The 14599-nt window shown below is 67.3% G+C and carries 11 protein-coding genes; all 11 read left to right on the plus strand.

Annotation, left to right across the window (positions count from 1 at the left end):
* The first annotated feature begins 5 nt into the window (after window positions 1–5).
* A complete protein-coding gene (locus ABL838_RS06195) occupies window positions 6–683 on the plus strand; it encodes a type 4a pilus biogenesis protein PilO (protein ID WP_184635075.1) in 678 nt (225 codons plus the stop codon).
* Window positions 680–1219, plus strand: coding sequence for a pilus assembly protein PilP (locus ABL838_RS06200; protein WP_184635077.1), 540 nt, complete (start codon window positions 680–682; stop codon window positions 1217–1219). Before ABL838_RS06195 ends, ABL838_RS06200 begins: the two co-directional genes overlap by 4 nt.
* Window positions 1216–3366, plus strand: coding sequence for a type IV pilus secretin PilQ (pilQ, locus tag ABL838_RS06205; RefSeq protein WP_126022985.1), 2151 nt, complete (start codon window positions 1216–1218; stop codon window positions 3364–3366). Before ABL838_RS06200 ends, pilQ begins: the two co-directional genes overlap by 4 nt.
* Before the next feature lie 23 nt (window positions 3367–3389).
* Window positions 3390–3938, plus strand: a complete 549-nt coding sequence (locus tag ABL838_RS06210) for a shikimate kinase (protein WP_369659452.1) — start codon at window positions 3390–3392, stop codon at window positions 3936–3938.
* Between the two features lie 35 nt (window positions 3939–3973).
* Complete coding sequence (gene aroB, locus ABL838_RS06215; RefSeq protein WP_418124701.1) at window positions 3974–5086, plus strand: 3-dehydroquinate synthase; 1113 nt, start codon at window positions 3974–3976, stop codon at window positions 5084–5086.
* Window positions 5083–6213, plus strand: a complete 1131-nt coding sequence (locus ABL838_RS06220) for a deoxyguanosinetriphosphate triphosphohydrolase (RefSeq protein WP_184635084.1) — start codon at window positions 5083–5085, stop codon at window positions 6211–6213. Before aroB ends, ABL838_RS06220 begins: the two co-directional genes overlap by 4 nt.
* Window positions 6210–7472, plus strand: a complete 1263-nt coding sequence (locus ABL838_RS06225; protein ID WP_418124703.1) for a CynX/NimT family MFS transporter — start codon at window positions 6210–6212, stop codon at window positions 7470–7472. The genes ABL838_RS06220 and ABL838_RS06225 overlap by 4 nt, the downstream gene beginning before the upstream one ends.
* Window positions 7469–8044: a DUF1415 domain-containing protein gene (locus ABL838_RS06230; RefSeq protein WP_418124705.1), complete on the plus strand. Its 576-nt coding sequence runs from the start codon at window positions 7469–7471 to the stop codon at window positions 8042–8044. The genes ABL838_RS06225 and ABL838_RS06230 overlap by 4 nt, the downstream gene beginning before the upstream one ends.
* The gene (locus ABL838_RS06235; RefSeq protein ID WP_418124706.1) at window positions 8041–8919 is read left to right on the plus strand and encodes a class I SAM-dependent methyltransferase; all 879 of its coding nucleotides are present in this window, start codon (window positions 8041–8043) and stop codon (window positions 8917–8919) included. The genes ABL838_RS06230 and ABL838_RS06235 overlap by 4 nt, the downstream gene beginning before the upstream one ends.
* A 27-nt stretch (window positions 8920–8946) precedes the next feature.
* Window positions 8947–9642 carry a transposase gene (locus tag ABL838_RS06240; RefSeq protein WP_418124707.1) on the plus strand — a complete coding sequence of 232 codons (696 nt, stop codon included), beginning with the start codon at window positions 8947–8949 and terminating at the stop codon, window positions 9640–9642.
* 185 nt (window positions 9643–9827) lie between these two features.
* On the plus strand, window positions 9828–14594 hold the full coding sequence (locus ABL838_RS06245; RefSeq protein ID WP_184635092.1) for a glutamate synthase-related protein: 4767 nt from the start codon (window positions 9828–9830) through the stop codon (window positions 14592–14594).
* The last annotated feature ends 5 nt before the right edge of the window (window positions 14595–14599 follow it).

Here is a 14599-nt window from a genome sequence, read left to right on the forward strand (position 1 = left end):
CGATCATGGCAAGCAATCGCCCCTCCCAGAAAATCGACGTCGCCGCTGCGTTCCAGCGCTTCGGCGACCAATTCCGCGGACTCAATCCGAACGATCCCTCGGCATGGCCGGCGGTGCCCCGCTATGCGCTCTGCCTGGTGGTCACGGCACTTGTGCTGGTCGCCCTCTGGTTCGTCTGGCTGACCAATTCGAACGACGAGCTCGAAAGCGAGCGCGCCAAGGAAGTCACGCTCAAGGCCGACTACCAGAAGAAGGTGGCTCAGGCCGCCAACCTCGAGTTGCTCAAGAAGCAGCGCGAGCAGGTGCAGCAGTACGTGACCCTGCTCGAGAAGCAGCTGCCCAGCAAGGCCGAAATGGACGCCCTGCTGTCGGACATCAACCAGGCAGGCCTTGGCCGCAGCCTTCAGTTCGAGCTGTTCCGTCCGGGACAGGTGTCGGTCAAGGACTACTACGCCGAACTCCCGATCGCCGTCCGGGTGACCGGCCGGTACCACGACATGGGTGCTTTCGCTGCCGACGTGGCGGGCCTGTCGCGGATCGTGACGCTGAACAACATTTCCGTCACCCCGCAGAAGGACAAGGACGTGCTGACGATGGACGCCACCGCGCGCACCTATCGTTACCTCGATGACGAAGAACGGGCCGCGCAGAAGCGCGCCTCCGCACCGAAGGCGAAGAAATGAAGATCGTCGCCAAAGTACTGTGGCTGACGCTGGCGGCGTCGGCACTGAGCGCCTGCGATTCGGGCCAGGAAGACATGCAGCGCTGGATGGCCGAGCAGCGTGCCCAGGTGAAGCCCTCGGTGCCGCCGATTTCCGAGCCCAAGAAGTTCACCCCGCAGGCCTATACCGAGGCCTCGGCATTCGAGCCCTTCAACATCCTGAAGCTGACGCAGGCGCTGCGCCGCGAATCGAATCAGCCGAGCACCTCGGAGCTGATCGCGCCGGAGCTCGCGCGCCGCAAGGAAGCGCTCGAAGCCTTCCCGCTCGACTCGATGGCCATGGTCGGCAGCATGAACCGCAATGGCCAGCCGGTGGCGCTGCTGCGCGTCGACAAGCTGCTCTACAAGGTGCGCGTCGGCGAATACCTGGGACTCAACTACGGGCGCATCACCCGTATCAACGAAACCGAAATCGCCTTGCGTGAAATCGTGCAAGACGCCGCCGGTGAATGGATCGAACGCGTCGCGACGCTGCAGCTGCAAGAGAGTGCGAAATGAACCAAAAGAAATCAAAAATGGCACAGTGGCTGCGCGCTGCCGGCCTGGGTCTGCTGGCCTTCGGCGCATTGGCCGTGGCTCATGCGCAAAACGCCATCGAGGCGGTGACGAGCTCGACGCAGTCGGGCTCCGAAGTGATCCGCATCGATCTGGCACAGCCGCTCACCGCGGTTCCTGCCGGATTCGCCGTGCAGACGCCTGCGCGTATTGCGCTCGACTTTCCTGGTGTCACGAATGCCATCGGCCGCTCCGCCATCGAGGTGAACCAGGGCAACCTGCGCTCGGTGAACGTGGTGCAGGCCGGTGAACGCAGCCGCGTGGTGCTGAACCTGAAGCAGGCGACCGCATACAAGGCCGAGATCCAGGGCAAGTCGCTGCTGGTGACGCTCGAGCCGGTGGCGGGCCCGGCGCTTGTCGCGTCGGCTTCCACGACCTTCGCGGAAAACCGCAATCGCGACACGCTGCCCCTGCGGGATGTCGATTTCCGTCTCGGTTCCGACAGCACCGGCCGGGTCATCGTCGATCTGCCGAACAACCAGGTGGGCGTGGACGTCAAGCAGCAGGGCAAGAGCCTTGTCGTGGAGTTCACCAAGTCGACGCTGCCCGAAGGGCTGCGTCGCCGCCTCGACGTGGCCGACTTCGGAACCCCGGTCCAGCTCATCACTTCGCAGCAAGCCGGCGACCGCGTCCGCATGACGATCGATGCCAAGGGCGACTGGGAGCACAGTGCCTATCAGAGCGAGAACCAGTTCGTGGTCGAGGTCCGTGCCCGCAAGGTCGATCCGACCAAGCTGACGCAGGGCGTGGGCTACAACGGCGAGAAGCTGTCGCTGAACTTCCAGAACATCGAGATCCGTTCGCTGCTGCAGGTGATCGCCGATTTCACGAACTTCAACATCGTGACCTCGGATTCGGTGACCGGCGCGCTGACGCTGCGGCTGAAGGACGTGCCGTGGGACCAGGCGCTCGACATCATCATGCAGGCGAAGAACCTGGGCATGCGCAAGAACGGCAGCGTGCTGTGGATCGCGCCGAAGGATGAGATCAACGCCAAGGAAAAGCTCGAGTTCGAGGCCAAGGCCGCGATCGAGAATCTGGAGCCGCTACGGACCCAGTCGTTCCAGCTCAACTACACCAAGGCGATTGCCATTGCTCAGGGCTTGACTGGCACGGGCGCTTCTTCTGGCGGTGGCGGCGGCAGCGGTACGACCACCCGGATCCTGAGCCCGCGCGGCAGCGTCATCGCCGAATCGCGTACCAACCAGCTCTTCGTTTCGGACATCCCTTCGCGTCTGGCCCAGGTGACCGAGCTGATCCAGAAGCTGGACGTCCCCGTTCGCCAAGTGCTGATCGAAGCCCGTATCGTCGAGGCGTCGGACACCTTCGGCAAGTCCCTTGGTGTACGACTTGGGGGCGGTATTGCTGGCGAGCGCTTCGCATCGTCCGCTGGCAACCGGGCGTTCGCCAATGTGGGTGCGATGCCCACCATCACGGCGGGCACCAACGGCGGTGCCAGCACGGCCACCACCACCTGGACGAACTCCAACTTCATCAACCTTCCCGCAGGCGATGCCGGCGGCACCGGCAACGCGGCAGGCACCTTCGCGATCTCGCTGTTCAATTCGAGCTTCTCTCGCATGCTGAACCTCGAGATCTCGGCGCTCGAAGCCGACGGCAAGGGCAAGCTGGTGTCCAGTCCCCGCGTGATCACGGCCGACCAGACCAAGGCGCTGATCGAGCAGGGCGAGGAAATCCCGTACCAGCAGGCCACTTCCAGCGGCGCCACCTCGATCTCGTTCCGCAAGGCGGTGCTGAAGCTCGAAGTCACGCCCCAGATCACACCCGAAGGCAACATCATCCTGACGCTGGACGTGAGCAAGGACGCCCGCGGCGTGAATACTTCGGCGGGTCCGGCGATCAACACCAAGCACGTGCAGACCGAGGTGCTGGTCGAGAACGGCGGCACGGTTGTCATCGGTGGTATCTTCGAGCTCACCGAAACCAATGACGAATCGCGCGTGCCGGTGCTGGGTGAAGTGCCCTATGTGGGTGCACTGTTCCGCAAGCGCGAACGCGTTGCCAACAAGACTGAAATGCTCGTCTTTATCACCCCGAAGATGATTACCGACCGCAACGCCGCGCGCTGACGCGCGGGCGTAGCAGCCACCGCGTGGCGGTCGCACTCGTCGGCTTGCCCGGCGCCGGAAAATCCGCAGTGGGCCGGCGCCTGGGGATGCGGCTGGACCTTCCCTTCGTAGATACGGACCACGTGATCGAGCAGCGCATCGGCTGCTCGATCCGTGATTACTTCGAGCGCGAGGGCGAAATCGCCTTCCGCGACCTCGAGCAGACGGTGATCGCCGACCTGGCCGCCAATCCCCAGGGCATTCTGGCCACCGGCGGCGGTGCGGTGCTCCGGGAGGCGAACCGCAAGCAACTGCGCGATCACTTCCATGTGATCTACCTGCGCTCCTCCCCCGAAGACCTGTTCCGGCGCCTGCGCCATGACGTCAAGCGGCCCCTGCTGCAGGTGGCCGATCCGCTGGGGCGGCTGCGGGAGCTGCACGATGCGCGCGACCCGTTCTACCGGGAAACCGCCCACGACGTGGTCGATACCGGCCGTCCGACGATCGCGATGCTGGTGAACATCATCGTGATGCAGCTCGAACTGGCCGGCATCGTCGAGCCGGGCGCCCACCCCGAAGAGCCCCCCGCCTGAGCCTGCCCGAGCCGCAGCGCCTAAACTCGCTGCCCATGTCCCTGTCCGAACTCTCCGCCCCGCCAGAACGCGTCGACATCCAGCTCGGCGACCGCAGCTATCCGATCCTGATCGGCGCCGGCCTGCTGGACGACCCGCGGAGCTTCGATGCCACGCCCGCCTCGGCCGCAGCCCTCATCGTCAGCAACACCACGGTGGCGCCGCTCTATGCCAGGGCGCTGCAATCCGCCCTGGCGGGCCGGTTCCGGGCGGTCCACCTGCTCGAGTTGCCCGACGGCGAGGCGTACAAGAACCTGCAGACGCTGAACCTGATCTTCGACGAGCTCCTTGGCCGCGGCAGCGACCGCAAGACCGTGCTGTTCGCCCTGGGCGGCGGCGTGGTGGGCGACATGACGGGCTTCGCGGCCGCCAGCTACATGCGCGGCGTGCCTTTCGTGCAGGTGCCGACCACGCTGCTGGCGCAGGTCGACTCCTCCGTGGGCGGCAAGACCGCCATCAACCATCCGCTCGGCAAGAACATGATCGGCGCGTTCTACCAGCCGCAGCTTGTGGTCTGCGATCTGGCGACGCTCCAGACTTTGCCCCCGCGCGAACTCAGCGCCGGCCTGGCCGAAGTCATCAAGTACGGGCCGATCCACGACATGGCCTTCCTCGACTGGATCGAGGCGAACATCGACGCCCTCGTCGCGCGGGAGCCGGCGGCGCTGGCCCATGCCGTCAAGCGCAGCTGCGAGATCAAGGCGCTGGTGGTCGGCCAGGACGAGCGCGAGACCGGGCTGCGGGCGATCCTCAACTTCGGCCACACCTTCGGCCACGCGATCGAATCGGGCCTCGGCTATGGCGAATGGCTGCACGGCGAGGCGGTGGGCTGCGGCATGGTGATGGCGGCACGGCTGTCGCAGCGGCTCGGCGGTGTCGATGCCGCCTTCGTCGAGCGGCTCACCCGGCTGATCGAGCGGGCCGGCCTGCCGACCGTCGGGCCCGCGCTGGGCGCCGACCGCTACCTGGAGCTGATGCGCGTCGACAAGAAGTCGGAGGCCGGCGAGATCCGCTTCGTGGTGGTCGACCGCCCCGGCTCCGCGGTGGTCCGCAGCGCGCCCGACGCGCTCGTGCGCGAAGTGCTCGCCCAGAGCTGCGCGCCGCGATGAGCCTCGCGGCCTACGCCTGCCAGCCCGCGCGCTCGCGCGGCCGTCGGCATGCGGAGCCGCCCGCGCCCACGCGCGATGCCTTCCAGCGCGACCGCGACCGGATCGTGCATTCCACCGCCTTCCGCCGGCTGGTCTACAAGACGCAGGTGTTCCTGAACCACGAGGGCGACCTGTTTCGCACCCGGCTCACGCATTCGCTTGAAGTGGCCCAGCTGGGGAGGTCGATCGCGCGGGCGCTGCGCATCAACGAGGACCTGGTCGAGGCGATCGCCCTGGCGCACGATCTGGGCCACACGCCCTTCGGCCACGCCGGGCAGGACGCGCTCAACGACTGCATGGCCGGGCACGGGGGTTTCGAGCACAACCTGCAGAGCCTGCGCGTGGTCGATGCGCTGGAGCATCGCTATCCGCAATATGACGGCCTGAACCTGAGCTTCGAGACCCGCGAGGGCATCCTCAAGCACTGCTCGCGCGCGAACGCCGAGCGGCTGGAGGCGGCGGAGCCCAATGGCGTCGCCCGGCGTTTCCTCGACCGCACCCAGCCGGGGCTGGAAGCCCAGCTGTGCAACCTGGCCGATGCCATCGCCTACAACGCCCATGACATCGACGACGGCGTGCGCTCGGGCCTCATCACCGTCGAGCAGCTGTCCGACGTGGAACTGTTCGAGCGTCATCGCCGCGAGGCACTGGCCGAGCATCCTCAGCTGCGGGGCCGTCGCGTGCTCTACGAAACCATCCGCCGCATGCTGAGCGCGCAGGTCTACGACGTGATCGACGCGACCCGCGCTGCGCTCGAAGCGCTCGCGCCGGGCGATTCCGACGCTGTGCGCAAGGCCCCGCCGGTCGTTTCGTTCAGCGAGACGATGCAGGCCCAGTCGGAAGACCTGAAGCGCTTTCTCTTCCGCAACCTCTACCGCCATCCCCAGGTCACCCAGACCACCGATCAGGCGCGGCAGGTGATGCGGGAACTGTTCGAGGCGTATCTGGAGCGCGGCTCCGAGATGCCGGCGTCCTATGCCGAGCGGCAGGACAGGCATCGCGCCGTGGCCGACTACATCGCCGGCATGACCGACCGCTTCGCCGTGCGCGAGCATGAGCGGCTGACCGGCCGTCGGGGCATCGCATGAGCGGCCAGGCCGGGCGCCCCCGCATTCCCGCTGCCGCGCTGGCCGTCCTGCTGGGCGGTGTCAGCGCAGCCTTGCACCTCGGCAAGCTGCCGCCCGCGGTGCCGGCGCTGCAGGCGTCGCTGGGCATCGATCTGGTCGAGGCGGGATTCCTGCTCTCGCTGGTGCAGGTCGCGAGCATGACGCTGGGGCTGCTGGTCGGCCTCGCGGCGGACACCATCGGCCTGCGACGCAGCATGCTGGCGGGGCTGGTCGTGCTGACGGTCGCCAGCCTGCTCGGCGGTGCGGCCGGCACCGGACTGGGCGGCGGCGGTGCGCATGCCGTGCAATGGCTGCTGGTGCTTCGCGCCGTGGAGGGCGTCGGCTTCCTGCTGGCGGTGATGCCGGGGCCGGGGCTGATCCGTGCGCTGACGCCGCCGGGCGCCGACAAGGCGGCGCTGGGCCTGTGGGGCGCCTACATGCCGCTGGGCGTGGCGCTCGCGCTGTTGCTCGGTCCGGCCCTGATCGCCTGGGGCGGCTGGGTGGACTGGTGGTGGGCGCTGTCGGCCGTGTCGGCCGGAGCGGCGCTCTGGCTCTGGATCGTGGTGCCCGCCGACCGGCTCCGGCCGGCCGCGGCAGGCCCGGCTTCGGGCGGATGGATGTCGCGGTTGCGCGCCACCGTCGGTGCGCGCGCACCCTGGCTGGTCGCGCTGACCTTTGCCGTGTATTCGTCGCAATGGATGGCGGTGATCGGCTTCCTGCCTGCCATCTACGCGGGCGCCGGCGTGCCGGCCGCGTGGAATGCGGTGCTCACCGCGCTCGCGGCGGCGATGAACATCGTCGGCAACGTCGCCGGCGGGCGCTGGCTGCAGCGCGGCGTGGCGCCCGAGAGGCTGCTGCAGCTCGGTTTCCTGACGATGGCACTGGGCGGCGTGGCCGCCTTCGCGCAGATGGGGCAGGGCGCCGACGCGTTGGGCCTGCCGCCTGTGCTGCGCTATATCGCCGTGTGCGCCTTCTCGCTGGGCGGCGGCATGGTACCGGCCACGCTGTTCCTGCTGGGCGTGCGACTCGCGCCCGGGCCGTCCACCGTGTCGACCACCGTCGGGCTGATGCAGCAGGCTTCCTCGCTGGGCCAGTTCCTGGCGCCGCCCGCGGTGGCCTGGCTGGCGCATCGCGTCGGCGGCTGGCACTGGACCTGGACGGCCACGCTGACCTGCTCGCTGGTCGGCATGGCGATCGCACGGCGACTGGGGCGCATTCGCCCCGCCGCGGAGATGGCATGACGCTCCCGGCGACAATCGCAGCCCCCCAGGCCGAAGCCGATACGCGGCGCTGGCTGGAGCGCGCTGTGATCGGCCTCAACCTGTGCCCCTTCGCGAAGGCCGTGCACGTGAAAGGGCAGATCCACTACGCGGTGTACGAGGCTGCCGAGGAAGCCGACCTGATGGATGCACTGCTGGCCCAGGCCCGAGACCTCGTGGCGCTCGACGCCGCCGTGCGCGACACAACCCTTCTGATTGCACCGAACGCCTTGCCCGACTTCCTGGATTTCAACGACTTCACGGCGCGCGCCGAACGCCGGCTCGCCCGCGCGGGATTCGACGGCGTGCTGCAGCTGGCGAGCTTTCATCCGCAGTTCCAGTTCGCCGGCACCGAGGCCGACGACATCGGCAACGCGACCAATCGCGCGCCGCATCCCACGCTGCATCTTCTGCGCGAGGACAGCGTGAGCCGCGCGGTGGAAGCCTTTCCGGAAGCCGAGGCGATCTTCGAGCGCAACATCGACACGCTCGAGGCACTGGGCGCGCAGGGCTGGGCCGAGCTGGACGTCGGGCCGAGGAGTGCCAAGCCATGAACACGAAGACCGCACCCAAGACGAACAAGGCCGCCAAGGCCGATGCCGAGCTGGCCGAGGTTCTGCGCCCCGGCCAGTCGGTCGAGCTGCTCAAGGAGCTTCACATACTGACCCGCGAGGGCCGGCTCAACCAGGACTCGCGGCGCAAGCTCAAGCAGGTCTACCACCTGTTCCAGTTCATCGAGCAGCTGCTGCGCGAGCTGCCGGACGAAGGGGCCGGCGCCACGCTGGCCGACCACGGCGCTGGCAAGTCGTACCTGGGCTTCATCATCTACGACCTGTTCTTCCGGGCGCGATCAGGCGGGGGGTATGTCTACGGCATCGAGACGCGCGGCGAACTGGTCGAGCGCTCGCGCGAGCTGGCCAAGCGCCTTGGCTTCGAGCGCATGTCGTTCCTCAACCTCACGGTGGCCGAGTCCGCGCAGTCGGGCGAGCTGCCGGCGCAGATCGACGTGGTCACGGCGCTGCATGCCTGCGACACCGCCACCGACGACGCCATCGCCTTCGGCCTGGCCAAGAAGGCGCGCTGCATGGTGCTGGTGCCCTGCTGCCAGGCCGAGGTGGCCGCCTGCCTGCGCGAGACCAAGGCGCTGGCGCTCTCGCGCACGCCGCTGGCCGAGCTGTGGCGCCATCCGCTGCACACGCGCGAGATCGGCAGCCAGCTCACCAACGTGCTGCGCTGCCTGTACCTGGAAGCCAACGGCTACAGCGTTACCGTGACCGAACTGGTCGGCTGGGAGCACAGCATGAAGAACGAGCTGATCCTGGCGCGGTACACCGGGCAGCGAAAGGCGAGCGCGGCCGCGCGGCTGCGCGAGCTGCTGGCGCAGTTCGGGCTCGACAGGCTGGGCGACACGCGCTTCAGCCTCGCCTGAACGCCGGCTCGCAGGCCGCCTGGCTCCATGGCCCGTCTTCCCCGTCTCACGCTGGCCGACGTGCCGCACCACGTGATCCAGCGCGGCAACAACCGCCAGCCGATCTTCATTGACCGCGCAGACCACGAGAAGCTGCTTGCCCTGCTGGCCGAAAGCGCCACGCGCTTCGGCATCGCGATGCACGCCTACGTGCTGATGGACAACCACTTCCACCTGCTGGCCACGCCCGCGAGCGCCACCGGGCTGCCGCAGTTCATGCAGTCGGTCGGCCGCGCCTATGTGCGCTACTTCAACGACCGCCACGGCCGCAGCGGCACGCTCTGGGAAGGGCGCTACAGGTCGACGCTGATCCAGACCGAGCGCTACCTGCTGACCTGCATGGCCTACATCGACCTCAACCCGGTGCGGGCGGGCATGGTGAACGACGCGCGCGATTTTCCCTGGTCCAGTCACGCTCACTACGCCGGCCTGCGGCACGACAAGCTGCTGACGCCGCATCCGCTGTACTGGCAGCTTGGCAACACACCGTTCGCGCGGGAGGCCGCGTATGTCGAGTTGGTGCGTGCCGGCGTGCGCGCGGCCGACCAGAGCGCGCTGACCGAAGCCACCCTGCGGGGCTGGGCGGCCGGCGACGAGGATTTTCTCGACAGCCTGCGCAAGTCCACCGATCGCCGCGTGGTCAAGGCCAAGGCCGGGCGACCGCCTTCGACGCCTCGATCCTGACCTGAAAAGCCTGTTCGATCCATTGCATGGATTGGCTTTTTTGCTCCTGTTTTTGATATGTCCCTAATTTAATTCCTATAGAAAAACTCAACATTTAAATGGAATCTGACCCCTATTAAAGTGTTTGGCATTCTTTGTGCAACGCAATATGCTCCGATTCCCTGCGAACACTGAAGGAGCGCGCCATGACGACGGCTGCCGAGATCAAGCATCTCCAAGAACACGGTCTTTATTCCGCTGCCGACGAGCACGACGCCTGCGGCGTCGGCTTCGTTGCACACATCAAGGGCGAGAAAAGCCACGCCATCGTGCTGCAGGGCCTGAAGATCCTCGAGAACCTCGACCATCGCGGCGCAGTGGGCGCTGACAAGCTGATGGGCGACGGCGCCGGCATCCTGATCCAGCTGCCCGACCACCTCTACCGCGAGGAAATGGCGAAGCAGGGCGTCACGCTGCCCCCGCCTGGCGAATACGGCGTCGGCATGATCTTCCTGCCGAAGGAACACGCCTCCCGCGAAGCCTGCGAGCAGGAAATGGAACGCGCCATCAAGGCCGAAGGCCAGGTGCTGCTGGGCTGGCGCGACGTGCCGGTCAACCGCGACATGCCCATGTCGCCCACCGTGCGCGAGAAGGAACCGCTGCTGCGCCAGGTCTTCATCGGCCGCGGCAACGACGTGATCGTGCAGGACGCGCTGGAACGCAAGCTCTACGTGATCCGCAAGACAGCCAGCGCCAACATCCAGCGCCTGAAGCTCAAGCACAGCAAGGAATACTACGTTCCCAGCATGTCGAGCCGCACCGTGGTCTACAAGGGCCTGCTGCTGGCCGACCAGGTCGGTACCTACTACCTCGACCTGCAGGACAAGCGCTGCGTCTCGGCCCTGGGCCTGGTGCACCAGCGCTTCTCGACCAACACCTTCCCCGAGTGGCCGCTGGCCCACCCGTACCGCTATGTCGCCCACAACGGCGAAATCAATACGGTCAAGGGCAACTACAACTGGATGAAGGCGCGCGAAGGCGTGATGTCTTCCCCCGTGCTGGGCGCCGACCTGCAGAAGCTCTACCCGATCAGCTTCGCCGGCCAGTCCGACACCGCCACCTTCGACAACTGCCTCGAGCTGCTGACGATGGCCGGCTACCCCATCAGCCAGGCCGTGATGATGATGATTCCCGAGCCCTGGGAACAGCACGCCACCATGGACCCGCGCCGTCGCGCGTTCTATGAGTACCACGCCGCCATGCTCGAGCCTTGGGACGGCCCGGCCTCCATCGTGTTCACCGACGGCCGCCAGATCGGCGCCACCCTCGACCGCAACGGCCTGCGCCCCTCGCGCTACTGCGTGACCGACGACGACCTGGTCATCATGGCTTCCGAGTCGGGCGTGCTGCCCGTGCCCGAGCAGAAGATCGTGCGCAAGTGGCGCCTGCAGCCCGGCAAGATGTTCCTGATCGACCTGGAACAGGGCCGCCTGATCGACGACGAGGAGGTCAAGGCCAACCTCGCCAACAGCAAGCCCTACAAGCAGTGGATCGAAAACCTCCGCATCAAGCTCGACAGCGTGAAGGCGGAGGCCGCCGAGGCGGTCAAGGCGCCGCTGTCGCAGGTGCCGCTGCTCGACCGCCAGCAGGCCTTCGGCTACACCCAGGAAGACATCAAGTTCCTGATGAGCCCGATGGCGCAGGCGGGTGAAGAAGGCATCGGCTCCATGGGCAACGACAGCCCGCTGGCCGTGCTCTCGAGCAAGAACAAGCCGCTGTACAACTACTTCAAGCAGCTTTTCGCGCAGGTCACGAACCCGCCGATCGACCCGATCCGCGAAGCCATCGTGATGTCGCTGGTGTCCTTCATCGGCCCCAAGCCGAACCTGCTGGACATCAACCAGGTCAACCCGCCGATGCGGCTCGAAGTGAGCCAGCCGATCCTCGACTTCGCCGACATGGCGAAGCTGCGCGACATCGGCAAGTACACGCAGGGCAAGTTCAAGAGCTACGTGCTCGACATCACCTACCCGCTCGCGTGGGGCGACGAGGGCGTCGAAGCCAAGCTGGCGTCGCTGTGCGCCGAGGCCGTGGACGCCATCAAGGGCGGCAACAACATCCTGATCGTGAGCGACCGCGGCGTGAGCCCCACGCAGGTGGCGATTCCCGCCGTGCTGGCGCTGTCGGCCGTGCACCAGTACCTGGTGCGCGAGGGCCTGCGCACCACCGCCGGCCTGGTGGTCGAGACCGGTTCGGCGCGCGAGGTGCATCACTTCGGCGTGCTGGCGGGCTACGGCGCGGAAGCCGTGCACCCCTACCTCGCCATGGAGACGCTGGTGGCGATGCACGCCGACCTGCCGGGCGAGCTGAGCGCCGAGAAGGCGGTCAACAACTACGTCAAGGCCATCGGCAAGGGTCTGTCGAAGATCATGTCGAAGATGGGTGTCAGCACCTACATGAGCTACTGCGGCGCGCAGCTGTTCGAAGCCATCGGCCTGAACAGCGAGACGGTGAACAAGTACTTCACCGGCACCGCCAGCCGTGTGGAAGGCATCGGCGTCTTCGAGATCGCCGAGGAAGCCATCCGCATGCACAAGGCTGCCTTCGGCAACGACCCGGTGCTCGCCAACATGCTCGACGCCGGCGGCGAATACGCCTGGCGCACGCGCGGCGAGGAGCACATGTGGACGCCCGACGCCATCGCCAAGCTGCAGCACAGCACGCGCTCCAACAACTGGAACACGTACAAGGAATACGCCCAGCTCATCAACGACCAGAACCGCCGCCACCTCACGCTGCGCGGCCTGTTCGAGTTCAGGATCGATCCGGCCAAGGCCATTCCGGTCGACGAGGTCGAGCCCGCGGCCGAGATCGTCAAGCGCTTCGCCACCGGCGCGATGTCGCTGGGCTCCATCAGTACCGAGGCGCACTCGGTGCTGGCCGTGGCCATGAACCGCATCGGCGGCAAGAGCAACACGGGCGAGGGCGGTGAAGACCCCGCGCGCTACCGCAACGAGCTCAAGGGCATCCCGATCAAGCAGGGCGACACGCTGCGCAGCATCGTGGGCGCCGAGAACGTCGAGGTCGACCTGCCGCTGAAGGACGGCGACTCGCTGCGCTCGCGCATCAAGCAGGTCGCGTCCGGCCGCTTCGGCGTCACGGCCGAATACCTGCACTCGGCCGACCAGATCCAGATCAAGATGGCGCAGGGCGCCAAGCCGGGCGAAGGCGGCCAGCTGCCGGGCGGCAAGGTCACGCAGTACATCGGCAAGCAGCGCTATGCCGTGCCGGGCGTGGGCCTCATCAGCCCGCCGCCGCACCACGACATCTACTCGATCGAAGACCTGGCGCAGCTCATCCACGACCTGAAGAACACCGCGCCGCACGCCAGCATCAGCGTGAAGCTGGTGAGCGAGATCGGCGTGGGCACGATCGCTGCAGGCGTCGCCAAGTGCAAGAGCGACCACGTCGTGATCGCCGGCCATGACGGCGGCACGGGCGCCTCGCCCTGGTCGTCGATCAAGCACGCGGGCAGCCCGTGGGAAATCGGCCTGGCCGAGACGCAGCAGACGCTGGTGCTCAACCGCCTGCGCAGCCGCATCCGCGTGCAGGCCGACGGCCAGATGAAGACCGGCCGCGACGTCGCCATCGGCGCGCTGCTGGGCGCCGACGAGTTCGGCTTCGCCACGGCGCCGCTGGTGGTCGAGGGCTGCATCATGATGCGCAAGTGCCACCTGAACACCTGCCCGGTGGGCGTGGCCACGCAGGACCCCGTGCTGCGCAAGAAGTTCTCGGGCAAGCCCGAGCACGTCGTCAACTACTTCTTCTTCGTCGCGGAAGAAGTGCGCCAGATCATGGCCCAGCTCGGCATCCGCAAGTTCGACGACCTGATCGGCCGCGCCGACCTGCTCGACATGCGCAAGGGCATCGAGCACTGGAAGGCCGCCGGCCTCGATTTCAGCCGCCTGTTCGCGCTGCCGAACGTGCCGGCCGACGTGCCGCGCTTCCACGTCGAGAACCAGGACCATGGCCTGGACAAGGCGCTGGACGTCAAGCTCATCGAGAAGTCGCGTCCGGCCATCGACAAGGGCGAGAAGGTGCAGTTCATCGAGGTGGCGCGCAACGTCAACCGCTCTGTGGGCGCGATGCTCTCGGGCGCGCTGACCAAGGTGCATCCGCAGGGCCTGCCCGACGACTCGATCCGCATCCAGCTCGAAGGCACGGGCGGCCAGTCGTTCGGCGCCTTCCTGGCGCGCGGCATCACGCTGTACCTGATCGGCGACGCCAACGACTACACCGGCAAGGGCCTCTCGGGCGGCCGCGTGGTGGTGCGCCCCAGCCTCGACTTCCGTGGTGAGGCAGCGCGCAACACCATCGTCGGCAACACCGCGCTGTACGGCGCGACCACCGGCGAGGCCTACCTGTGCGGCGTGGCCGGCGAGCGCTTCGCGGTGCGCCTGTCGGGCGCCACGGCGGTCATCGAAGGCACCGGCGACCACGGCTGCGAATACATGACCGGCGGCACGGTGGCCGTGCTCGGCAAGACGGGGCGCAACTTCGCGGCCGGCATGAGCGGCGGCGTCGCCTTCGTGTACGACGAGGACGGCCAGTTCGCCACGCGCTGCAACCTCTCGATGGTCTCCCTCGAGAAGGTGCTGACCTCTGCCGAGCAGACCGCCAGCGTGCACCGCAAGATCTGGCACGGCGGCGAGACCGACGAGGCCCAGCTGAAGAAGCTGCTCGAAGAGCACCACCGCTGGACCGGCAGCAAGCGCGCGCGCGAGCTGCTCGACAACTGGTCCGTGGCGCGCACCAAGTTCGTGAAGGTGTTCCCGAACGAATACAAGCGCGCGCTCGCCGAGCTGCACGACCGCAAGGTCGAGCTCACGAGCAGCGGCAACAACGCGCACATCGGCCTGGAGCCGCACGCGCTGGCAGCCCCCGCGCCGCAGTCGGCCCCGGCTTCGGTCTGAGCGCC

The organism is Variovorax sp. 160MFSha2.1, assembly GCF_048305075.1.
Lineage (GTDB): Bacteria > Pseudomonadota > Gammaproteobacteria > Burkholderiales > Burkholderiaceae_C > Variovorax > Variovorax guangxiensis.

Coding starts and splice junctions, on each gene's coding strand:
- ABL838_RS06225 (WP_418124703.1), top strand. CDS start 6,210: ATGAGCGGCCAGGCCGGGCGCCCCCGCATTCCCGCTGCCGCGCTGGCC.
- ABL838_RS06200 (WP_184635077.1), top strand. CDS start 680: ATGAAGATCGTCGCCAAAGTACTGTGGCTGACGCTGGCGGCGTCGGCA.
- aroB (WP_418124701.1), top strand. CDS start 3,974: ATGTCCCTGTCCGAACTCTCCGCCCCGCCAGAACGCGTCGACATCCAG.
- ABL838_RS06235 (WP_418124706.1), top strand. CDS start 8,041: ATGAACACGAAGACCGCACCCAAGACGAACAAGGCCGCCAAGGCCGAT.
- ABL838_RS06230 (WP_418124705.1), top strand. CDS start 7,469: ATGACGCTCCCGGCGACAATCGCAGCCCCCCAGGCCGAAGCCGATACG.
- ABL838_RS06220 (WP_184635084.1), top strand. CDS start 5,083: ATGAGCCTCGCGGCCTACGCCTGCCAGCCCGCGCGCTCGCGCGGCCGT.
- ABL838_RS06245 (WP_184635092.1), top strand. CDS start 9,828: ATGACGACGGCTGCCGAGATCAAGCATCTCCAAGAACACGGTCTTTAT.
- ABL838_RS06195 (WP_184635075.1), top strand. CDS start 6: ATGGCAAGCAATCGCCCCTCCCAGAAAATCGACGTCGCCGCTGCGTTC.
- pilQ (WP_126022985.1), top strand. CDS start 1,216: ATGAACCAAAAGAAATCAAAAATGGCACAGTGGCTGCGCGCTGCCGGC.
- ABL838_RS06240 (WP_418124707.1), top strand. CDS start 8,947: ATGGCCCGTCTTCCCCGTCTCACGCTGGCCGACGTGCCGCACCACGTG.